Below are 22,027 nucleotides of genomic sequence, written 5' to 3' on the forward strand. Positions count from 1 at the left end.
GCCGCGAACACGGGTCGTGCGGGGGCGCGGCCCACCTGCGGCTCACGACGGCCCCCGACGTGAGGAGCGCGCATGGCCGACGGCATCCCCATCGAGATCACGGGGCTCAGCAAGCACTTCGGCGCGGTCACCGCCGTCGACGACCTCAGCTTCACGGTCGAACCGGGGCGGGTCACCGGGTTCCTCGGGCCGAACGGCGCGGGCAAGACGACGACCCTGCGGGTGCTGCTCGGGCTCGTGCGCGCGTCGAGCGGCACGGCGACCTTCGGCGGCACCCCGTACCATGCGCTGCCGCGCCCGCTCGAGACGGTCGGCGCGGCGCTCGACGCGAACTTCCACCCCGGGCGCACCGCGCGCAACCACCTGCGGGTGTACGCCACCGCGGCCGGCCTCCCGTCGGCGCGCGTGCCGGTCGTGCTCGAGCAGGTCGGCCTCGCCGAGTTCGCCGAGCGCCGGGTCGGCGGGTACTCGCTCGGCATGCGCCAGCGCCTCGCCCTCGCGTACACGCTGCTCGGCGACCCCGGCGTCTTCGTGCTCGACGAGCCGATCAACGGCCTCGACCCCGAGGGCATCCGCTGGATCCGCGTGTTCCTGCAGACCCTCGCCCGCGAGGGCCGCACGGTGCTGGTCTCCTCGCACCTGCTCAGCGAGGTGCAGCAGTCGGTCGACGAGGTCGTCATCATCTCGCGGGGCCGCCTCGTGAAGCGCGGCACGCTCGCGAGCCTCGAGCTCGACTCGGCCCCGCGCACGATCGTCGACTCGCCCGACCGGACGGCCCTCGCGACGGCCCTCGACTCGGCCGGCCTCGAGTACGACGCGGGCCGCAGCGGCTTCATCGTCGACGAGCCCGACCCCGGGCGGGTGGGCCATGCCGCGTTCGTCGGCGGCGTCGAGCTGAGCGCGCTGCACCGCCTGAAGTCCGGCCTCGAGGAGTCGTTCCTCTCGCTCGTGGGCGAGGCGCCCGACGAATCACCGGGCGATGCTTCGAATGGGTCACCGGGCGACGACCCTGCCGAGGCGCCGGCCGCCGCGCCACCCGTCGACGAGGCTCCGGCGGGCGAGGAGGACGCGCGATGAGCTTCTTCCGCGCACTCGGCGCCGAGTTCCAGAAACTCCTGACCACCCGCATGTGGTGGCTGCTCGCGATCCTGCTCGCCGCCTACGTCGCATTCATGGCCGGCGGCCTCGGCGCCCTCTTCAGCTGGCTCGGTGCGAACCCCGACGCCGCGGCCGAGTCGGGCAGCGCACCGCTGCCGGCCGACGTCGAGCTCGCGCCGCTGCTCTACAGCTTCGCCTCGAGCATCGGCTACGTGTTCCCGCTGCTCCTCGGCGCCCTCGCGGTGACGAGCGAGTTCCGGCACAAGACCCTCACGCCCACTTTCCTCGCCGAACCGCATCGCACCGTGGTGCTGTCGGCGAAGCTCGTGTCGCAACTCGTCGCGGGCGCCGTGCTCGGCGCCATCGGCTACGCCGTGTCGGTCGGCTCGGCGGCGACGGCCCTCGCGGGATTCGGCCTCGAGACCGGCCTCGACTCGAGCGACACCTGGGCGCTCATCGGCCGGGGCATCCTCGCGATGGCGCTCTGGGGCGGCATCGGCGTCGGGCTCGGCGTGCTCGTGACGAACCAGGTCGCAGCCGTCGTTATCGTGATCGCGTTCACCCAGTTCCTCGAGCCGATCCTGCGGTTCGCGGCGTCGCTCAACGACGTCACCGCGACCGTCGGCCGCTACCTGCCCGGCGCCGCGAGCGACGCCCTCGTCGGGGCGTCCTTCTACACGGTCGCCGCGTTCGGCGGCACCGAGACGCTCGACTGGTGGCAGGGCGGACTCGTGCTGCTCGGGATCGCCCTCGTGACCACGGCGATCGGCGCGGCGACGACCTGGCGGAGGGACGTCTCGTAGGTGGACGCCGCCGAGCTGCGGTCGCGTCGGCTGTTCGCGCAGGGCCTGCGCGGCGCGATTCCGGGCGGCGAGGATGCCACGGCGACGGCGCCGCCCGCGACGCCCGACGACGTCGTGGCACGGGCGCTCGCGGTGCAGGCGCAGGAGTACCTGCCCGCCCAGTGGGGACTCGCCCAGCGCCTGCCGCCGCCGGCGCGCCCCGATGCGGCCGCGGTCGCCGCCCGCATCGACGAGGGGGCGGTCCTCCGCACGCACGTGCTGCGCCCCACCTGGCACTTCATGGTGCCCGCCGACGCCCGGTGGCTGCTCGAGCTGTCGGCACCGCGGGTGCGGCAGCAGATGGCGGGCACGATCCGCAAGGCCGGATGGGACGGCGAAGCCGGCCGCCGCGCCGTCGACGTCGTCGCCCGCGAACTCGCGCACGGCCACCGCACCCGCGACGAGCTCGGGGCGGCGCTCGTGGATTCCGGGCTCCCGAGAGCAGGCCTGACGTTCGTGCTGCTCGTCGCCGAGCTCGAACTCGTCGCGATCTCGGGTGCGAGCGTCGGCAGGCAGCGCAGCTACGCGGCCTTCGACGAGCGGGTGCCGCCCGCGCCGCCCCGCCCCAGGGACGAGGCACTCTCCGAGCTCGTCGAACGGGCCCTGCTCACCCGAGGGCCGGCGACGACCCGCGATCTCGCGACCTGGTCGGGATTCACCTTGCGCGACATCCGTGCGGCGCTCGTCGCGGCATCCGATCGCACCGACGGGCGGCTCGAACAGCTCGACGAGCCGGATACGCCCGAGCTCTGGCACGACGCGGCCGTCGCGGCGGCCTGGTCGGCTCGAACCGCCGAACGGACGGCGGTCGACGACGACCCCGCCCGCGTCGACCTGCTGCAGGGCTACGACGAGTACGTGATGGGCTACGCGATGCCCCGCGCCTACCTGCAGCCGCCGGGCATCGCCGCGCCGATCATCCCCGAGTTCCCACTGCACGCGATGCTCATCGGCGGCACCATGGTCGGGCGATGGGCCCCCGTCGTGCAGGGCGGGCGCGCGACGCTCAAGGTGGTGCCGTGGCGCGAGTTCTCACCGGCCGAACGCCGCTCGCTCGACGAGCGGCTCGCGGAGGTCGCCGAGTTCCTCGGTGTTCCCGCGGAGGTCGTCGCCGAGCCGGTCGTCCCGGTCTGAGGGCGACCTCAGCCGAACAGTTCGCCGAGCACCGTGACGGCGAGCGCGACGAGCCCGACGACGCTGAGGAGGCACGCCCCCGCGAACACGCCGATCGAGGCGACCGCCGTGCGCCGCGAACGACGCGCGACCGACGGCAGCACCGCCGTCGCGTCCCGGCTCGGCGGCGGCCCGTCCGCGACGCGCGGGGGGCGCTGCAGCGGGGATGCCTCGGGCGCCCGCGCCTCGTAGCGGTCGAGCACTCCGGGGCCGGCACCGGGTTCGGCGGTGCGCAGCACCTCGTCCGAGACGGGTGCGGGCGACGGCCGGCGACGATCGCGACGTGTCGGCGAGTGCATGACGGGCGCGCCCTGATGGGTGAGCCGCGACTTCGACGAGTCGCCCCGGTCGACGACGACGGTGGCCTCGTCGGGTGCGGACGTCCGCGGGACGACCACGGTCGCGTCGGCGGCGGCGGCTTCGGCGTCGGCGTCGGAGCGCGCGACCGTGCGGTCGACGACCACCGTCTGCTCGTCGAGCCGGGAGACGACCACGGTCGCCTCGTCGTGAAGGTCGGCCTCGTCGAGATCGTCGAGCATCGAACCGGACCGGTCGTCGCTCATGAACGCCTCCGCACGGGGATCGTCGTCTCGTCGTCGACCTCGGGCGCACCGGCCGGGTCGGGCGTCCTGCGGGGAACGCCGGTCGTGGCATCCGCGTACTCGTCGAGACCGCCCGAGAGGACGTCGACGACCACGACCGTGATGTTGTCGCGTCCGCCCGCCTGGCGGGCACGCTGCACGAGGGCCGCCGCGGCCGACTCGGGGCGGCCGCTCATCGTGAGGGTCGCCCGGATGCCCTCGTCGCTCACCTCGGAGGTGAGGCCGTCGCTGCAGATCAGCAGCCGCTCGCCGTTCACGACGGGCAGCAGCCAGCTGTCGGCGGTGCTGTCGGGCGCGCCGATCGCCCGCGTGATGACGTTGCGGCGCTCGAAGGTCGCGAGATCCTCGGCGCGCATCGCCCCGCCGTCGACGAGCTCCTGACCGAGCGAGTGGTCGACCGTCAGCTGCTCGAGCTCGGTGCCGTGGTGCCGGTAGACGCGTGAGTCGCCCACGTTGAAGACGAGCCAGGCCGGCTCGCCCTCGTCGTCGACCAGCGCGACCCCGGCCACCGTGCTGCCCGCTCCCCGATCGGTCTCGGCGGCCACCGCGGCGACCCGTGCACTCGCCCCGGCCAGGGACTCGCGCACGCCGACGACCGTCGCGACGGGCCGGCCGACGACGTGCTCGCGGAATGCGTCGACGACCGCCGCGCTGGCGCGGTCGCCCGCCTCGTACCCGCCCATGCCGTCGGCGACGAGGTAGACCGGCCACTCGGCGAGGGCTGAGTCCTCGTTGGTACGGCGGACGAGGCCGACGTCGCTTGCGGCGGCCGCGGCGAGCTTCACGCGGTGTTCCGGCATCAGCGCGGGGCCTCCTGCTGCCCGTCGCGCTCGAGGGCGACGGGGAGGGTTCCGAGCACCAGCCGCCCCGCGACGGGCGTTGGCACGCCGGGATCGATCAGTCGGTCGACGCCGGCGGCGTCGGGAACCATGACGCCGTTCGTCGAGTCGAGGTCGGTGACGCTCCACTCGTCGCCGTCGAGGCGCAGGACCGCGTGCGTCTTCGAGAGCGTGCGGCTGACGTCGGGGACGACGAGGCGCTGCTCGCCCGTGAGGGCGGCACGCGGGTTGCGACCGAGCACGACGACGGGAGCGTCGAGCTCGAGCACGCTGCCGTCCTCGAGCACGAGCCGCCAGCGCACGAGCGGACGGCGCGCGACGACGATGGTGCGATCGAACGGGTCGTCGTCGCCCTCGCCGGTGACGATCGTCGGGGCATCGGCCGGCTCGAACCCGTCGAACGCGGCGGCGCGCGGCGCTGCCGCCTGCTCAGCGGCTGGGATCGACGGGGCGGGAGGGGCCGGCGCCGCGAGCGGGGCGGCGAGTGCGGCGTAGGCGGCGGCCGCGCCGCCGGGCTGCGGCGGGGCGGCGTCGGCGGGAGGCGCGGGAGGCGCGGAAGGCGCAGCCGGAGCCGCGACCGGCGCCTGCGGGATCGGCGGGAGCGGTTCGATGCGCCCGGGGATCCGCGGTGCCACGGCACCGTGGTCGACGGCGGGGGCCACCGGAGGCTGGGAGCTCGGCGGGGCGAAGAGGGACGAGATGGCGTCGGCGGATGCCGCAGGAGTCGCAGCGGGCGCTGCGACGGCCGCCGCGGTGGGCGTCGGCGCGCCGGTCGCGGGCGCGTCGTTCAGCGGAGACGCCCACGCCTGCGCGGCAGCCGACATGTGCGCGGGCGGGGCCGGCGCCGCGGGCTGGGTCGCGACCGGAGGCGCGGACTGCGGCGCGACCGGTGCGGCGACCGGTGCCGCGGGAACGAAGGGCGCGATGAGCGGCGCGGGCTGCGGCGCGACGGCCGCGGGGGCCGCAGCGAGCGGCCCTCCGGGAACCCCGGGAGCCACGGGCGGGATCTCGCCCGTGCCCGGCGCCCGCATCGGCATGCGGCCGAGCTCGGGATCGGGCGAGGGACCGGTCGCGAGCACGGTCGCCCAGACCGGCGGGAGCAGCACCCCGAGCACCGTGGTGCCGACGCCCCGCCAGCTCTGGGTGCTGATGCGGTGCAGTGCGAACACCTTGAACACGAGGCCCACGATCTGCACGAGCGGCACGTACATCAGGAGGGCGAGCCACGGCTGCTGGCGGCCGATCCTGAAGAGCTGCATCTCGTTGTACACGGGCACCCACGCCGACCACGCCGGCTGGCCGAAGCGCACGAACACCTTCGCGAGCATCGCCGCGTACCAGACGTACAGCCCGATGCCGATGAGCAACGAGAATCCGACCGTCATGAACGTGGCGGCGACGAGCTGCTGGGAGTCGACTGGGGTCATCGTGCGGGCTCCTCGAGTGATGCGCGAGCTGGGCGGAGGGGGCGGGTCAGGGAAGCGAATGAGAGCGTCGCCGCGAGCCGGCGACGGGCGCGGGCACCTGCCCGCAGCTCGGTGCGTTCGGCGTCGACGATCGCCCACGCCGCCTCGGCGTCGGCCTCGCTCGGCGGGTCACCTGCGAACACCGCACGATCGACCCTCGTCGCGAGCTCGACGGCGGCACGACGACCGGAGGCCCGCGCGGCGGCCGCGCGATCCGCGCCCGCAGCCGGCACACCGTGGTCGGCGTACAGGTCGACGAGTTCGTCCCATGCTCCGACGATACGCACTTCGGGCACCGGATCGTGCCGGCGGCGGCGCGAACGCGCGCCCTTCGCCACGACCAGCACGAGGAACGGCAGCAGCAGCAGCAGGAGCGCCACGGCACCGAGGCCGGCCCACTTGAGGATCGCGAACAGCGAGGCGAGGCCGAGATCGACCTCCTCGGGCGAGGTCGCGGCCGTCTCGCTCGACTCGCTCCGCGCCGCGGGCGGGTCGACGGTCGCCGTGTCGGTGCGGTCGGGCGTCGTCGGATGCTCGGGGAGCTGCTCGCCCTCCTTGATCAGGCTCGGGGCGACCTCGTGCTGGGGCGTCGCGTCGATCGGCGTCCAGGCACCGCGCTCGCCCGACACCTCGGCCCACACGGCCAGCGCGCCGCCGGTGCAGACCTCCGTGCAGGCGGGGGCGCCCGGCACCTCCTCGGTGCCGGCGAGCCGGAACCCGAGCACCACGCGCGACTCGTAGCCGAGCGCACGGGCGAGCAGTGCGACGGCGGTCGCGAACTGCTCGTCGTCGCCGACGGCCGCGACGAGGGCCGCATCGGATGCCTCGGGCCCCGCAAGTCGCTGCTGGTCGACGAGCTGGGTGAAGAGGGACTCGATGCGGGCCGCGGAGTGGCCCGAGTAGCTCGGCAGGAAGGTGTAACCGGCGTCGAGGCGGCCGATCCACTCCGCGGCGTCGGGCCCGTCGACGGAGGAGTGGCTGAGGTAGCCGCGGCCGCGCAGGCGCTCGACGAGTTCGGTGAAGCCGGCGGCGGTGCCCGGCTGCTCCTGCATCTCGATCCACTCGGCGAGCGCGGGGTACTCCTCGAGGTCGAGGCGCGGGGTCGAGTCGGGCTCGCCGAGCGGCGCCGGCGCGTCGGGCGCCGAGACGAGCGAGTAGGCGTCGCCCGGCAGCAGGCCGCGTTCGACCCCTGAGGTCGACGCCGAGGCATCCGGCACCGAGGCGATGTTGATGGAGGTCGCCCCGTCGTCGGCTCGGTGGAAGCCGTCGGCGAGCGCAGCCCGACGCGGCCCGTCGAAGTCGGGGGCGGCTCGGAGCCCGAGCGGGGCGGGCACCCAGATGCCGGAGTAGCCGTCGTCGACGGTGAGACCGAAGGCGACGTCGCCGGGCATCCGCGCGGCCGCGCGCGGAAGTCGGCTGAATCGGCCCGTCGCCGCGTCGTCGCGGGAGGCCGCGACGTGGAAGGTCTCGCCGTCGTAGGTGTCGAGGGTCGCGAGCCGGAGGCGATCGACGCCGCCGGTGTCGCCCTCGATCGCCAGCCAGGGCTCGTCGATCCGGTCGGCACCGAAGGCCGCGCGGTAGCTCGCGAGCGGCGTTGCCGTCTGGCGGAGCACGACGGCGGGTTCGATCCGATCGCGCAGCGCCGAGCGATCGGCGAGCTGGGCGGCGGCCGGAGTGACGACCGCGCCGACGACGAGCGCGACCGCGATGAGCACCGCGGCGAGCCCGCGGCGACGCACGGCCGGCCAGCCCGACAGCCCGGCGCGCTGCACGGTGCCCGCGGTCGCCCGCCGCAGCGCGACCGCACGGATGGAGCGCGAGCGCAGCAGCAGCCAGAGGAGCGCGGCCGCGAGCCCGCCGATCCCGACCGCGAGCTCGCGCGGAGCGGGCACGACGAGCGGACCGACGACGAGCGGCTCGCTCAGCGAGCTCGACCCGAACGCGAGGCCGAAGCCCGACATCGCGAAGCCGACGACGACCGCGAACGGGGAGCGGCGCCGGTCGGGCATCACGAGCAGCCCGGCGACGAGCGTTCCGACGAGCATCACGAGGAAGAACGGCACGAGGACCGCCTGATACTCGCCCAACGGGAGCGAGAGGGTCAGCAACTGCTTCCAGCCGACGATCACGCCGACGAAGCCGTCGCGGATTCCGCGCAACCAGGTCGGAACGTCGCCGACCGCGCTCGGCACGGCCACGGGCACCACGAGCAGTGCGTAGACGACGGCGGTCGCCCCGATGGCGAACAGCGCCGCGAGCGCCCCCCGCAGGCGCAGCAGCCGGGTGACGATCGCGAGCCCGAGGCCGGCGACGATGCCGATCACGGCGACCACGATCATGCGCGGGGCGGCGTACACGGGCCAGGCGGCGACGGTCGCGAGCGCCGCGGCGACGACGACGTACCCGATGCCGAGCGCCGTGCGCCGCGGATCGAACTCGGGGGCCGGCGCATCGGCGCGGCCGCGAACGGCGGGCGCGCTCATCGCAGGGCTCCTCTCGCGAGCAGCTGGCCGAGGTCGCCGAGCTCGCCGAGCGTGAGCACGGTGAGCTCCTTCGAGCGACGGGCGGTGGGCTCGGCGCCCGGCTCGCACCGCACCGCGACGACCGCGATGCCGGGAGGGAGCGTGACGGCCGCACGGCGGAGGCGCTGCAGCGGCACGAGCGACCCGGTGACGAGATAGGCGATCGAGAGGTCGCCGAACGACTGGGCGACGAGCGCGGCGACCGACTCGAGCCGGATCACCCCGGCGCCCGCGCCGGCGGCGGAGGACCCTTCGAGTCCCGACATCCCGTCGAGGAGGACCCGGGGCGTCACGGTCGGCAGTGCCCGCATCGACTGCACCGCGCCACGATCGGCGGCGTCGAGCTCGGCGCTCACGCCGACGAGCACGTCTCGCCCCTCGCGCACGCCCTGCACGCCGAGCGAGGCGGCGGCGCTCACCGCCTGCTCGAACTCGTCGTCGTTCGAGTAACCGTCGAGGTCGAGGTCGAGCAGCACGGCGATGCGCGCATGGCGCGACTCCTCGTACTGGCGCACCATGAGGCGTCCGGTGCGGGCGGTCGACTTCCAGTGCACGTGCCGCTGCGAGTCGCCCACGACGTACTCGCGCACCGCGTGGAACGAGAGGTCGGCGTCGACGAGCTGGTTCGACGGCGCACCCTCGAGGTCGCGGATGAGCCCGGCACTCGACGGCGGCAGCGTCACGGTGACGGGATGCACGTGCACCCGCTGCACCTCGGGCCAGCTCATCTCGCGACGAAGGATCCGCAGGGGGTCGCCGCGCGAGATCGTCATGGGCCCGACGTCGATGATGCCGCGACGCTGCGCGGCGATGAGCAGCTCCTCGCGGTGGTGGGCCCCGCCGCGGAGCAGCGGGACGTGGGCCTCGACGAGCCCCCGTCCCACGGGGATGTCGACGACACCGGGCAGCGCCGGCCGGGCGCCGCCGTTCACCAGGTCGAGCGTGCCGCGGATCTCGGACCCGGCGACCACCCGGTCGCGATCGAGTTCGAGTCGCACGCGGTAGTCGTGCGCCCCGAGGAGGAACGGCACGCACACGAGGAGGAGCGCACCCGCCGTCGCGGCGACCACCCAACCCTCGAACCAGCCGAACGCCGCACCGGCGGCGACGCCCACGCCCACGAGGCCGACGAGGAGCATCCCCGCCGGCGAGACCGTCTCCAGCACCCACGCGACCGCGCGCGCGAATCCGCCGCCCACCGACCGCGCACGACGGCGCAGCCGCGCCGCGCCCTCGGCCAACGGGCCGCGGCGCGTGCGAGCCAGCCGCGTGACCGTAGCGCCACGGGTCGAGGTGACCGTGTCGGTGGTCGCGGGCTTGCGGAGGAGCTCGGTCGGTCCGGTCACGCCACCCCGTTCTCCCGGGGAGCGGGCACGTCGAGCAGGATCTGGTTGACGATCGCGACCGCCGTGACCCCATCGAACTCGGCCTCCGGCTCGAGCACGAGCCGGTGCGCGAGCGCCGCGACGGCCAGCTCGCGGACGTCGTCGGGCGTCGCGTACGTGCGCCCCGCGGCCGCGGCCCAGGTCATCGCGAGACGCGAGAGCGCGATGGCCCCGCGGACGCTCACGCCGAGGCGCACCTCGGTCGCGCGGCGGGTCGCGTCGACGAGGCGCATGACGTAGTCGGAGACGAGCGGGTTCACGTACACGCTGCGCGACAGCTCGGTCATCGCGACGATGGTGTCGGTGCCGACGATGCCCTCGAGCTTCGGCTTGGGCGCGCCGACCGCCTGCAGGATCCGCATGGTCGAGGCCTCGTCGGGGTAGCCGATCGAGGTCTTCACGGTGAAGCGGTCGAGCTGCGCCTCGGGCAGGCGGTACGTGCCGCCCTGCTCGATGGGGTTCTGCGTCGCGATCACGAGGAAGGGGTTGCCGACCGGGCGGGTGACGCCGTCGGTCGTGACGTTGCCCTCCTCCATGACCTCGAGCAGCGCCGACTGCGTCTTCGGGCTGGCGCGGTTGATCTCGTCGGCGAGCACGATGTTCGCGAAGACGGGCCCGGCGTGGAACTCGAACCGTCCGGCCTTCTGGTCGAACACCGTGATGCCGGTGACGTCGCCGGGCAGCAGGTCGGGGGTGAACTGGATGCGCGAGCTCGTGCCGTGGATCGTCTGGGCGATGGCCCGCGCGAGCGCGGTCTTGCCCGTGCCGGGGGCGTCCTCGAGCAGCACGTGGCCGCCCGAGATCGCGGTCGCGAGCACGAGCTCGACGACGTGCCGCTTGCCGAGCACGGCCTGCTCGACGTTGTCGGCGATGAGCGAGAACGTCTCGGCGAACCAGGCGGATTGCTCCGGTGCGATCGTCACGTGGGGTGGTCCTCTCGAAGGGGGCTGGATGTCTCGGGCAGGAGGTCGGGCCGAGGTCAGGGTGCGGGCGGCTCGCCCGCAGCGGGTGAACACGGCACGCCGGTACGGGTGATCGGCTTCAGTGCGGCGAACGCGTCGACGAACGACACGGTGAACGAGACGTTGCCCGCGGCGTCGGGCGCGGTCACCGCCGAGAGGCGCATCGACCCGGCGGCCGCCGGCGAGACGGTGACGCCGCGATCGTCGTCGGGCTTCTTCGGCACGACGACGCAGCTGTCGGCGAAGTCGACGGCGACCGTCGTCGGTGCGGCCGTCGCGGTGACCGGGATCTCGTTCGAGCAGTACGTGCGGCCCCAGAAGTCGTGGCACTGGCGAGCGGTGACGCCCGACGGCGCGGCATCCGAGGAGAGCGCGAAGTCCTGGCGCCACTCGCCGTACAGCCAGTACTCGATGTGGAAGTCCTCGGCGGCCTGCAGCGACGGACCCTGCACGAGGTCATAGCGGAAGGAGTTGCCGCCGCCGGCGGCATCGACCGCGACCGCGTACGTCGCGCTCCCGGTCGGCGCGTCGACGTCGGTGTACACGCGCACCTCAGAGACGCCCGAGCTCGTCGCACCGTAGCCGTTCGACCCGCACGCCTTGACGTAGTAGCGCTTGCGCTCGTCGAGCCCCGAGATCGTCGACGAGGTGCTCACGGTCGCCCCGCGAGCGTCGTACCCGAGCGCGCCCGACGAGTCGGCCCAGCACTGGGGCTCGCCGCCATCGCGCCAGGCGAAGTACACGAACTCGCTGCCGCGCGAGCTGTGGTTCGCGACGAGCGCGACCCCGCTGACGAGGATCGACGAGTTCGTCAGCGCCGTCGCGGAGATGCCGTTCGGGCTGAGGTAGGGTGCACCCGCGGCCGTCACCGGCACCGATCGCGCACCGCCTTCGTTGCCGCCGCGCCCCGTCGGCGGTTCGAAGACGCTGATCGGCACGACGGTGAGCAGCTGGGGTCCGGGCGTGAGCGCGAGATCGACCGTGGTGGTCGCACCGCTGCGGTCGATGACCTGGCCGGTCTCCTCGACGCGGAAGGCCCGCGCATCGGCCGCGGCGGTGATGCCGAGTTCGACGACGCCCGCCTCGGGGCTCGTCGAGCCCTCGCGGTACACGGGGGTCGCGGTGACCTCGGCCACGCTCGGCGCCTTGTACGACCACGTCGTCACGGCGTTCGTCGGCGAGGACGTGCCGACGCTGTTCACCGCACGTGCGGCGTAGTCGTGCCGCTCGCCGGGCGTGAGCCCGCCGACGATGCACCACCAGACGCCCGGGGCACCCGGCGAGCAGTCGGCCGGCACCGCACGTCCGCCCTCGAGGATCTCGATGCCGGTGACGGCGGGGTGGGCGCGCAGCGCCTCGCCGAGCGAGACCTCGAGCGTCACGCTCGTCGCGGTGAAGTCGGCGGTGGAGATCGAGGCGGGCGGCTGCGGGAGCCCCTGGAGGTCGACCGTCAGGCGCCCCTCTCCGGGCCGGCCCTGGGCGTCGGCGACGAGGAACGGCACGACGCACTCACCGCCGAAGGCGTTCTGGCCGCTCGGCCAGGTGACGACGATCGAGCGGTCGTCGGCGGCGCGCACGGTGGCGACCTGGCAGCTGTTCGCGCCGGAGCCGAGGCCCTCGAGCTTGAGGCCGGCACCGGTCTTGCCCGCGAACGGGTCGTACTCGCCCGACACGCCGATGACGGCGATCGTGCACGAGGCGCCGGCGCCGACGGAGCACTGCTGCGTGAAGACGGCGCCTCGCGGCGCGTCGGCCGGAGCCTGGCCGACGACGAGCGTGATGGCCGAGGAGACCCCGCCGAACGCGCTGATCCCGACCGTCGCGGTCTCGCGGGTGCCGGGGCGGGCGTCGGCGCGCGCCTCGAAGCTGACGCGGTCGCCCGAGTGCACGACGGTGAACGCGCTGCCCGAGTAGTCGACCGAGTAGTCGAGCTTCGAGCGGTCGCCCTCGCGGCCGCCCTCCCACGTCGTCATCTCGTCGTAGAGCTTCACGGACTCGGTCGCACCGGGCGCCACCGTCCGGCTCACCGCGGAGAGGATCGCCTGCGGGTCCTTCGGGATGATCGCGATCGGAACCCCGACCCACGACCAGGTCTTCTGCCCGTCGAGGCGCACGGGGATGAGGCAACTGTCGCTCCACGGGGCATCCGCGCCCGCCGAGTACGTCGCTCGACCGCCCGAGGCGGGCGTGCAGCTCGCCGCGGCCCGCTGCACGGCGTAGGCGCCGTCGTCGCCGACCTCGACGCGGTCGCCCTTCGGCAGGTCGAGGAGCTCGCGCACCTCGAACTCGAGCTGCGCCTCCTCTTTCACCTCGAGCTGGTCGACGTCGGCGCGCAGCTGCACGCGGAGGTCGTCGGAGGCCGGGACGACGAGGAACCCGAACGCCTCGGCCGCACGGCCGGCCCGGTCCTCGCCGTGCAGGCGGAACGGCACGAGCGCGCCGCCGTCGGGCAGGGGGCCGACGATGCGGTGCCCGTCGACGCGGTAGTCGCCCGAGGCGTCGCCCCAGAGCTCGAGCTCGAGCCCGCCGAGCTCGCCCGACGCCCACACGACGTGGCCGGCGACGACGTCGAGCCCGTCGGTCGAGAGGTCGGCCCGCGAGCGCGCGGTGACGACGGTGTCGGTCACGATCGGCGCGTCGGGCGATTCGCCCTCGATCACGTTCACGACGACGAGCCCCTCCGCGGTGCTCGAACTGCGCAGCGACTTCACGGTGTAGCGGTACGAGTTGGCCCCGACCACGTCGCCCGGGTGCAGCACGACTCGGCCGTCGTCGAGCGAGGTCGCGTCGTCGACGAGCGCCTCGAGCCGCCGGTACTCGGCGCTGCCCTCGGGCGCGTTCGGCACGAGCTTGACGAGCTCGAGCTCGCCCTGCGCCGGGTCGAGGTCGTTGCCGGCCGGCTCGACGGTCACGGGCGCTGCGGCCGACTGCTGTACGCGCACGTAGTCGCTGAAGGTGACCGGCGCCGCATCGGTGACGGCGGCCGCGAGCACGCCGACGCGCACCCGCGCCGAACCCTCGGCGCCCGAGGCGTCGCGCACCGTGTACTCGAACGCGGGCTGCACGTCGCCCGCAGCGCCCTCCGGCGCGGTGTAGACGATCGCGTCGCCCTCCGCCGAGATCGTCGCGATGCCGAGTCCGGCCTTCGGCTGCGTGACCGAGGCCAGCACGGTGCGGTCGCCGTCGGGGTCCATGCCGGTCGCGGCGACGGGGATGCGCACGCTCTGGCCGCTGAGCACCCGCGCGACGAGCGGGTGCGGCTCGGGGGCGCGGTTCGCGCCCTCGGGCAGCACCGTGACCGTGACGGTCGAGTGGTCGAGCCGCTCGGGGGCCTGCTCGAGGCCGACGGCGTAGCCGAGTTCGTAGGTGCCGGGCACGGTCGGAGCGAGGTAGCGCACCTCGTCGCCCGAGGCGAAGGCGAGCTCGCCGTCGGCGCCCGACGAGGTCACCTCGGGGTGCACGACGAGCCGCTCGGCCCGAGGGCTCACATCGTTCGCCGTCACCGGGATCGAGCTGAGTTCGCCGACGCGCATCGTGACGGTGTCGGGCATCGCGATCGGGCTGAGACCGGCCGAGGGCGCCACGAGGAAGACGTTGAGGTCGCCGACCGCGGTCGCACCGGCGCCGTCGGCGACGGTCACCTTCGCGCGGCCGACGAGACCGGGCCGACCGTCGCGCGTCACGCCGGTCGCCCGCACCTGCGACTGCGCGACCACCCCGACGCCGAGCTCGGGCGTCATCGCGACGGCGTCGGTCACCACGAGCACGCGACCGCTCGTGTTCTGCGCGGCGCCGAGCACGTCGACCATGGCGTCTTCGCCGACGCGCACGAACGCCGTCATCGGGGCGAGGGCGAGCGGCGCACCCGGCGCGGCGACGGTCACCCGGATCGTCGCCGTCTGCTCGGCGCGCGTCACCACGTCCTGCACGGTGAAGGTCGCGAGGTAGGCGCCGGGCTCGGCGGCCGAGAGCTCGACCTCGCCCGCCGCCGTGTTCGGCACGACGGCGAGGCCGCCGCTCGCCGCTGCCGCGGTCGGCACCGCGTCGAGCAGCCGCACCGAACCGGACCCGCCGCTCACATGCTCGCGGACCTCGACGATCGCGGTCTCGCCGGCGCCGGTGGTGACGGCGACCGGGGTGACGGCGAGCGAGGCGCTCGAGGTCACGCGGAGGTCGAGCGTCGCCTCGGTCTCCGCTCCGTGCACGTCGGCGACCGTGACCCGCACCTGCACCTTCTCGGCGGCGGCGTTCGGGTCGGTGTGCCTGACCGCGACGCGACCGTCGGACATCGGCACGATCGAGACCGGTGCGCTCGGGTCGATCGGCTGCGCGTCGGCGAGCACGAAGGCATCGCCCTCGGGGTCGACCCAGCCGGGCAGCACGGACACGAGCGCCGTTCCGCCGGGCATGAGCTGCGGCTCGGGCCAGCGCTGCGCGCAATCGGCGACACCGCACCAGACGGGGGCGCTGTTCACCTCGCCGGGCACGACGGTGAGGGTGACCGTGACCGGCGCCGAGGTCGCCGATCCGTCGGTCACGGCGTAGCTGAAGGTCGTCGACCCCGAGCTCGCCCGCACCCTGACCGTGGGCGTCTGGTCGTTCGAGGTGAGCGCGAGCTCGCCGAAGCCGCCGTCGGCGAGACCGCCCGAGATCGACGCCGGGTCGACGGTGAGCACGTCCTTCGCGTTCGGGTCGTGGTCGTTCAGCAGCACGGGCAGTTCGATCTGCTGCCCCGCGCGCACGCCGAAGCTGTCGGCGACCGCCACCGGCGGCTCCTGCCGAGCCAGGTCCTCGACCTCGCGGGTGCCGACGCGGTCCTCGACCTCGTCGTCGAGCTCCCACTGCTCGAGCGGCACCATGCGACCGTCGGGCACCGTCCAGACGAGCCCGGAGGAGGTCTCGTTGAGCACCGCACGGTCGCCGTTGCCGCGCAGCACGGGGGTGATCGCCTGCGGGCCCTCGGCGTCGCGCTCTCCGTCGGGCGTCTCGAGCGGCACAGTCTCGCCCGACCCGCTCGTCCAGATCGTGCCGCCGTCGACGCCGAGCCAGGCCGCCGCGAGCTCGCCGCCCACCACGATCGGGGCGGCCGGGGTGCCGCTCGCGTCGACGACGCGCTCGGCGTCGCCCCCGTCGAGCGCCAGTTGGACGAGCCCGGCCGAGTCGGCGATGTGCACGGATGCCCCGGACGCCGCCCCCTGCTGCAGTCGGGCGTCGGCGGCGACGTCGACGGGCACCGCCTCGTCACGACCCGACACCCACGCCCGCGACTCGGCCGCGTCGAGCATGACCCAGCGCTCGCCGACGACGGTGAGCTCCAGGCGCGCGTCAGCGGCGGGCGGCTCGGCGATCGCCGAGGCGCGGCCGACGAACTCCCCTGCCGCGACGTCGAAGACCCGCACCGCCTCCTCGCGCGCCGAGTACATGGCCATCAGCCCATCGGGCGAGATCCCGACGGCGGCGGCGGCGTAGGTCTTCTCCTCGTCGTCGTCCGCGCGCTCCTCGGCGTACGGGTCGACGGGGAACGCGTCGTCGCCGTCGATGCGCCCGGCGTGCACCGTTCCGGTGTCGGTGCGGTAGGCGATCCAGTCTCCGGCGGTCGCGACGTCGCGCGTGCCCACCGGGGTGGGAATCGAACCGCCGCCGTCCTCGGCGACGAGGTCGACCGGGTCGGCCGGATCGATGCGCCACCGCTGACGGAAGCCCTGGCTGTAGAGCGAGGTCTCGGACCCGGACTGCACCACGCCGCTCGGATCCTCGACGTCGCGCACGAGGTCGATCTCGGCGAGGTCGATGTTCACCCGGGCGTACTGGCCGGTGTCGCGCGTCACCCACACCGAGGTCTCGAGCCGCGGCACCTCCTGCGCCTCGTAGCCGTTGGCCGTGACCGCGAGGGTGACGACGGTCGCGACGGCCGCGAGGCCCGCGACGGAGCCGAGGATCGCCCCGCGTCGCCCGCTCCGGCGGCGGCCGCCTGCGCGTTCGGCGACCCGCGCCGCCATCAGATCACTCCCGCGAGCATGAGTCCGACCGCACCGACGGCGAGCACCGCGACGGCCGCTCCGCCGCCGATCAGCACGGGCTTCAGCCACCCGCCGCGCGCACGCGCGGGTGCGAGCCCGCCGTCGTCGACCACGGGGCCGGCGGGCCTCGCCGCGGCGACCGCCGCCGCACGGCCGGCACGACGCGAGTCGGCGTTCACGGTGGTCACGACCGGGCCCCGCTCCGCGGCATCCGCGAAGCCGAGCGGTGCCGCCGCCGCCCACTCGGGCGAGGCGACCTCGAGCCCGGTGGGGGCGACGCCGAGTTCGTACTGCGCCCAGCGCAGCGCCTCGCCGAACTCGGTCATCGACGTGTAGCGGCGGGCGGGATCGCGTTGCATCGCCGTGGAGAGCACGGTGTCGATGCGCGCGGGCACCCCCCGCGGAGCGAGCGGCGTGTACTTCGCGCCGAGCACGCGGCGCGAGAGCTGGTCGACGCTGTTGCGGCTGCGTTCGGCGAGTTCGAACGGGCTGTGGCCGGCGAGCAGCGTGTAGAGCGTCGCGCCGAGCCCCCACACCTCGGTGGCGACGGTGCCGGTCGTGCGTTCGCCGAGCACCTCGGGCGCGCTCCACGGGATGGACATCGCGAAGGTGTCGCTCGCGCCGCCGTCGCCGATCGTGCCGGCGATGCCGAAGTCGGCGAGCACGGGCGCGCCGAGCGAGTTGACGAGCAGGTTCGAGGGCTTGATGTCGCGGTGCAGCAGGCCCGAGCGGTGCGCGGTCTCGAGGGCGCCGGCCATGCGCACCCCGATGTCGAGCACCTCGCCCACCGGCATCGGCCCGCGTTTCGCACGGGCGCCGAGCGACTCGGGGCAGTACTCCATCACGAGGTAGGGCCGCCCGTCGGCGGAGATCGACGCCTGGTGGATCGTCACGATCGACGGGTGGGCGCTCAGCCGCGCCATCGCGTCGGCCTCGGCGGTGAACGCCCGCCGCGCCTCGGCGTCGACGACGTCGACGAGCAGCACCTTCACGGCGGTGACGCGTCGCGGCAGGTCCTGCTCGTAGAGGAACACGTCGGCGAAGCCGCCGGTGCCGAGCGGGCGCACGTAGCTGTACCCGGAGAGCACGGGCGGTGGGGAGGGCAGACGCTTCGCCACGAGCGGGGCCTCCTGCCGGCTGTCGGGTCACCGGCGCGCCGGGAGCTGTTCGGGTCGTGGACGCCTCGCCGGCACCGTCGGGACACGCAGGGTCCCCGACAGGCGCGCGGCCGTGCCGCGGCGTCCGGGGGACATCCTAAGCGAGGCGGATGACGCCGCCGAATCGGTTGTGAAACGATGCGCCGCGCGCTACTCGCCCGCGGGGTCGTCCGACTCGTCGAGCGGGGTCAGTCGCAGCCGGTCGATGAGCTCTGCGGCGTGGTTGGTGCTCAGGATGATGCGGGCGAACTCGCCGTCGGCGAGCTCGAGCACCACGGCCTGCCGCTTGCCCTTGACGATGACGAAGTCGCTTCCGCCGTGGTACTTCCAGACACCGACGGCCACGATGAGCGGCACCTCGGTGCCGCGACGCCGGATGCCGCGGATCCAGATCCACGGGTCGTCGGTGATGGTCGCCGATCGGATGTCGTCGCGCTGCACCACGAGGTCGTCGGCACGGAGCGCGAGCGACTTCTCGGCCGCGGTGAGGTGGACCTCGACCCGGTCGCTGTGCACTCGGAGCTTCGCCATGCCCTCAATACTGCCCCATCCCCCGCTCGCCCACCTGCCTTCAGGAGGGGGTTGCGGCGGCGGCGGCCCTGGCCGCGGCGGGCAGGGCGTCGACGATGCGGGCGATCGCGGCGTCATCGTGGGCCGCGGTGACGAACCAGGCCTCGAAGACCGACGGCGGCAGCGAGACGCCCTGGTCGAGCATCGCGTGGAAGAACGGGGCATAGCGCCACGACTCCTGCCGCAGCACGGTCGCGTAGTCGCGCACCTCAGCGGTGGCGAGCGCTTCGCCGAAGACGAAGCTGAAGAGGTTGCCGGCCCGCTGCACCCGGTGGGCGACACCCTCGGCGGCGAGCGCGGCCGAGGTCGCCTCGCTGATCGTCTCGGCTGCGGCGTCGAGCTTCGCGTACACCTCGGCGTCGGCGCCCCTGAGCGTCGCGATGCCCGCGGCGACGGCGACCGGGTTCCCCGAAAGGGTGCCGGCCTGGTACACGGGGCCGAGGGGTGCGAGCCGCTGCATGATCTCGGCGCGACCGCCGAGGGCGGCCACCGGCATGCCGCCGCCGATGACCTTGCCGAAGGTCATCAGGTCGGGGGTGTAGGCGGATGCCTCGTGGCGGGCCTCGCGCCCCCACCAGCCCGACGCCGAGACGCGGAACCCGGTGAGCACCTCGTCGCTGATGACGAGCGCGCCGTTCGCGTGCGCGAGCTCGACGAGCGCACGATTGAAGCCGGGCGCGGGCGGCACGACGCCCATGTTCGCGGCGGCCGCCTCGACGATGACCGCCGCGATCCGGTCGCCGTGCTCGGCGAACACCGCGGCGAGCGCGTCGAGGTCGTTGTACGGCACCACGAGCGTGAGCGCGGCGATGTCGGCCGGTACGCCGGCCGAGCCGGGCAGGGCGAAGGTCGCGAGCCCCGAGCCGGCCTCGGCGAGCAGGCCGTCGGAGTGGCCGTGGTAGTGCCCGGCGAACTTCACGAGCAGGTCTCGCCCGGTGAAGCCGCGCGCGAGGCGGATGGCGCTCATGGTCGCCTCGGTGCCCGTCGAGACGAGTCGCAGCTGCTCGACGGGCGCGACGCGCGCCTCGACGAGTTCGGCCAGCTCCGTCTCGGCCGGGGTCGACGAACCGAACGAGAGGCCCCGGGCCGCAGCATCCTGCACCGCCTCGACGACCCGAGGGTCGGCGTGACCCAGGATCGCGGGACCCCATCCCGCGACGAGGTCGACGTAGTCGCGACCCTCGGCGTCGGTGACGTACGCGCCCTTCGCGGAGACGAGGAACCGCGGCGTGCCGCCGACCGAGCGGAACGCGCGCACCGGCGAGTTCACCCCGCCCGGGATCGCGGCCTGCGCGCGGGCGAAGAGTTCGGCGTTCGTGGCGTTCATGCGGTCTCTCCGTTGCGGATCCATTCGGCCAGTTCGACGGCCCAGTAGGTGAGCACCACGTCGGCGCCGGCGCGGCGGATCGAGCGCACCGACTCGACGACGGCGCGCTTGCGGTCGATCCAGCCGTGCGCGGCGGCGGCCTCGATCATGGCGTACTCGCCCGAGACCTGGTACGCCCAGACGGGGACCTCGCTCGCGGCGGCGACGTCGGCGAGCACGTCGAGGTAGCTGCCCGCGGGCTTCACCATGACCACGTCGGCACCTTCGTCGATGTCGATCATCGCCTCGCGGAGGCCCTCGCGACGGTTGCCCGGGTCGAGCTGGTAGGTGCGCCGGTCGCCCTCGAGGGTCGACTCGACGGCGTCGCGGAACGGGCCATAGAACGCGCTCGCGTACTTGGCCGAATAGGCCAGGAGGGAGACGTCGTGGTGGCCGGCGTCGTCGAGGGCGTCGCGCACGGCGGCGACCTGGCCGTCCATCATGCCGCTGAGGCCGAGCAGTTCGGAACCGGCGCGCGCCTGCGCGAGCGCCATCGCGGTGTACCGCTCGAGCGTCGCATCGTTGTCGACGCGGCCGCGCTCGTCGAGCACGCCGCAGTGCCCGTGGTCGGTGAACTCGTCGAGGCAGAGGTCGGTCTGCACCACGAGCCGGCCCGCGGATGCCTCGACCGCGACCCGGGTCGCGAGGTTCAGGATTCCGTCGGGGTCGATCGCACCCGAGCCGCGGGCGTCGCGCACCGCGGGCACGCCGAAGAGCATCACCCCGCCGACGCCGACGGCGGCGGCCTCGTCGATCGCCTGCGGGAGGCTGTCGAGCGAGTGCTGCACGACGCCCGGCATGGAGGCGATCGGCAGGGGCGCCGCAGCGCCTTCGCGCACGAAGACCGGCAGCACGAGCTCGGCGGGGTCGAGGCGGGTCTCGGAGACGAGGCGGCGGATGGCCGGGGTCTCGCGAAGTCGGCGCGGGCGGACGCGGGGCGCAGGCGTGGAACTCACCGAACCAGCCTACGCGTGGTCGCTGGAAGCCCGCCCGGCGCCGCGGCCTGGGCGATCGCGGCCCAGGCGATCGCGGCCCGGGCGATCGCGGCCCAGGCGATCGTTCCCGGGGTCGTTCTCCGACATCCCGTTCATCGCAAGCACGTGCGAGTGACGGGATTCGACCCCCGGAATGGGTCTCCGCGGGCGCGGGCGGCGGGGGCGGGCGCGGCGCGGGGCGGGGCGGGGCGGGGCGGGTGCCGGGTCGGGCGGGCGAAGAGCGCCGTCAGGCCAGCGCGGTCGCCGCGTCGACGACCGCGTCGATGAGCGACTCGGCCGAGCGCTCGCGCGCCACGACGTCGACGCGGAGGCCGACCGCGCCTGCGTCCTTCTTGGTCTGCGGGCCGATCGCGGCGACGAGGGTCGACTCGGGAATGGGGCCGAGCTGGTTCTGCACCTGCTCGGCGACGCTGCCCGAGGTGACGAGCACGGCGTGCACGAGACCCGCCCGCACGTCGGCGGCGACCTTCTCGGTGACCGGCACGCCCACCGTGCGGTAGGCGACGACGGCCTCCACGTGGTGGCCCATGCGCTCGAGCCCGATCGAGAGCACCTGCTTCGCGATCGCCGAACGCAGAGCGAGCACCCGCAGGCCGGGGGCGCCGTCGGTCGCGGCCTCCCACTCCTCGAGCATGCCGCGCGCCGAGTTGTCTTCGGCGGGCACGATGTCGGCGTGGTAGCCCGCGGCGACGAGCGCGGCAGCGGTGGTCTCGCCGACCGCTGCGACCTTCGTCGTCTCGGGGATCACGGCACCGTACGAGGAGAGCACGTCGACCGTCGTCGCGCTCGTGATGGTCAGCCAGTCGAACCCGCCCCCGGCGAGCTTCGCGAGGGCGGCCTCGAGCGCCGGCTGGTCGTCGGCGGGCGCGAAGTTGATGAGGGGCGCGACGATCGGCGAGGCTCCGCGCGAACGCAGCGCGGCGGCGACACCGTCGCCCCAGGGCCCACCACGGGGCACGAGCACACGCCAACCGGCGAGCGGCTTGGCGGCACCACCCGACGCGGGCAGCCTGATGGCGCCCGTCATCGG

At 74.3% G+C, this 22,027-nt stretch carries 15 protein-coding genes; 3 read left to right on the plus strand and 12 right to left on the minus strand.

Annotated features, from left to right (window positions below; all coding sequences use genetic code 11):
* Window positions 1-72: 72 nt before the first annotated feature.
* The 3 genes from GQQ93_RS17385 to GQQ93_RS17395 are packed head-to-tail and all read left to right on the plus strand — an operon-like array spanning window position 73 to window position 3,074.
* A complete protein-coding gene (locus GQQ93_RS17385) occupies window positions 73-1,077 on the plus strand; it encodes an ABC transporter ATP-binding protein (protein ID WP_157425489.1) in 1,005 nt (334 codons plus the stop codon).
* On the plus strand, window positions 1,074-1,901 hold the full coding sequence (locus GQQ93_RS17390; RefSeq protein WP_157425490.1) for an ABC transporter permease: 828 nt from the start codon (window positions 1,074-1,076) through the stop codon (window positions 1,899-1,901). The genes GQQ93_RS17385 and GQQ93_RS17390 overlap by 4 nt, the downstream gene beginning before the upstream one ends.
* Window positions 1,902-3,074: a winged helix DNA-binding domain-containing protein gene (locus GQQ93_RS17395; protein WP_157425491.1), complete on the plus strand. Its 1,173-nt coding sequence runs from the start codon at window positions 1,902-1,904 to the stop codon at window positions 3,072-3,074.
* 8 nt (window positions 3,075-3,082) lie between these two features.
* Here the strand turns inward: GQQ93_RS17395 and GQQ93_RS17400 are convergent, their stop codons facing one another.
* The 12 genes from GQQ93_RS17400 to GQQ93_RS17455 form a co-directional block, all read right to left on the minus strand.
* A complete protein-coding gene (locus GQQ93_RS17400) occupies window positions 3,083-3,676 on the minus strand; it encodes a hypothetical protein (protein ID WP_157425492.1) in 594 nt (197 codons plus the stop codon).
* The gene (locus tag GQQ93_RS17405) at window positions 3,673-4,515 is read right to left on the minus strand and encodes a PP2C family protein-serine/threonine phosphatase (protein WP_157425493.1); all 843 of its coding nucleotides are present in this window, start codon (window positions 4,513-4,515) and stop codon (window positions 3,673-3,675) included. Before GQQ93_RS17405 ends, GQQ93_RS17400 begins: the two co-directional genes overlap by 4 nt.
* Window positions 4,515-5,981, minus strand: coding sequence for a DUF5684 domain-containing protein (locus GQQ93_RS18210; RefSeq protein ID WP_157425494.1), 1,467 nt, complete (start codon window positions 5,979-5,981; stop codon window positions 4,515-4,517). The genes GQQ93_RS17405 and GQQ93_RS18210 overlap by 1 nt, the downstream gene beginning before the upstream one ends.
* Entirely contained in the window at window positions 5,978-8,503 is a 2,526-nt protein-coding gene (locus tag GQQ93_RS17415; RefSeq protein WP_157425495.1) for a transglutaminase-like domain-containing protein, read from the minus strand. The genes GQQ93_RS18210 and GQQ93_RS17415 overlap by 4 nt, the downstream gene beginning before the upstream one ends.
* Complete coding sequence (locus tag GQQ93_RS17420; RefSeq protein ID WP_157425496.1) at window positions 8,500-9,888, minus strand: DUF58 domain-containing protein; 1,389 nt, start codon at window positions 9,886-9,888, stop codon at window positions 8,500-8,502. The genes GQQ93_RS17415 and GQQ93_RS17420 overlap by 4 nt, the downstream gene beginning before the upstream one ends.
* The gene (locus tag GQQ93_RS17425; protein ID WP_157425497.1) at window positions 9,885-10,850 is read right to left on the minus strand and encodes an AAA family ATPase; all 966 of its coding nucleotides are present in this window, start codon (window positions 10,848-10,850) and stop codon (window positions 9,885-9,887) included. Before GQQ93_RS17425 ends, GQQ93_RS17420 begins: the two co-directional genes overlap by 4 nt.
* Before the next feature lie 56 nt (window positions 10,851-10,906).
* A complete protein-coding gene (locus GQQ93_RS17430) occupies window positions 10,907-16,888 on the minus strand; it encodes an Ig-like domain-containing protein (RefSeq protein WP_157425498.1) in 5,982 nt (1,993 codons plus the stop codon).
* Window positions 16,888-18,027: a serine/threonine-protein kinase gene (locus tag GQQ93_RS17435; RefSeq protein WP_157425499.1), complete on the minus strand. Its 1,140-nt coding sequence runs from the start codon at window positions 18,025-18,027 to the stop codon at window positions 16,888-16,890. Before GQQ93_RS17435 ends, GQQ93_RS17430 begins: the two co-directional genes overlap by 1 nt.
* A 189-nt stretch (window positions 18,028-18,216) precedes the next feature.
* Complete coding sequence (locus tag GQQ93_RS17440) at window positions 18,217-18,597, minus strand: hypothetical protein (RefSeq protein ID WP_157425500.1); 381 nt, start codon at window positions 18,595-18,597, stop codon at window positions 18,217-18,219.
* Window positions 18,598-18,637: 40 nt separating this feature from the next.
* Window positions 18,638-19,963 (minus strand): glutamate-1-semialdehyde 2,1-aminomutase, encoded by a 1,326-nt coding sequence (gene hemL / locus GQQ93_RS17445; protein WP_157425501.1) that lies wholly within the window; start codon window positions 19,961-19,963, stop codon window positions 18,638-18,640.
* Window positions 19,960-20,958, minus strand: coding sequence for a porphobilinogen synthase (hemB, locus tag GQQ93_RS17450; RefSeq protein WP_157425502.1), 999 nt, complete (start codon window positions 20,956-20,958; stop codon window positions 19,960-19,962). The genes hemL and hemB overlap by 4 nt, the downstream gene beginning before the upstream one ends.
* A gap of 265 nt (window positions 20,959-21,223) precedes the next feature.
* The gene (locus tag GQQ93_RS17455) at window positions 21,224-22,024 is read right to left on the minus strand and encodes a uroporphyrinogen-III synthase (protein ID WP_157425557.1); all 801 of its coding nucleotides are present in this window, start codon (window positions 22,022-22,024) and stop codon (window positions 21,224-21,226) included.
* Between the last annotated feature and the right edge of the window lie 3 nt (window positions 22,025-22,027).

The organism is Agromyces lapidis, from assembly GCF_009749405.1.
GTDB lineage: Bacteria > Actinomycetota > Actinomycetes > Actinomycetales > Microbacteriaceae > Agromyces > Agromyces lapidis.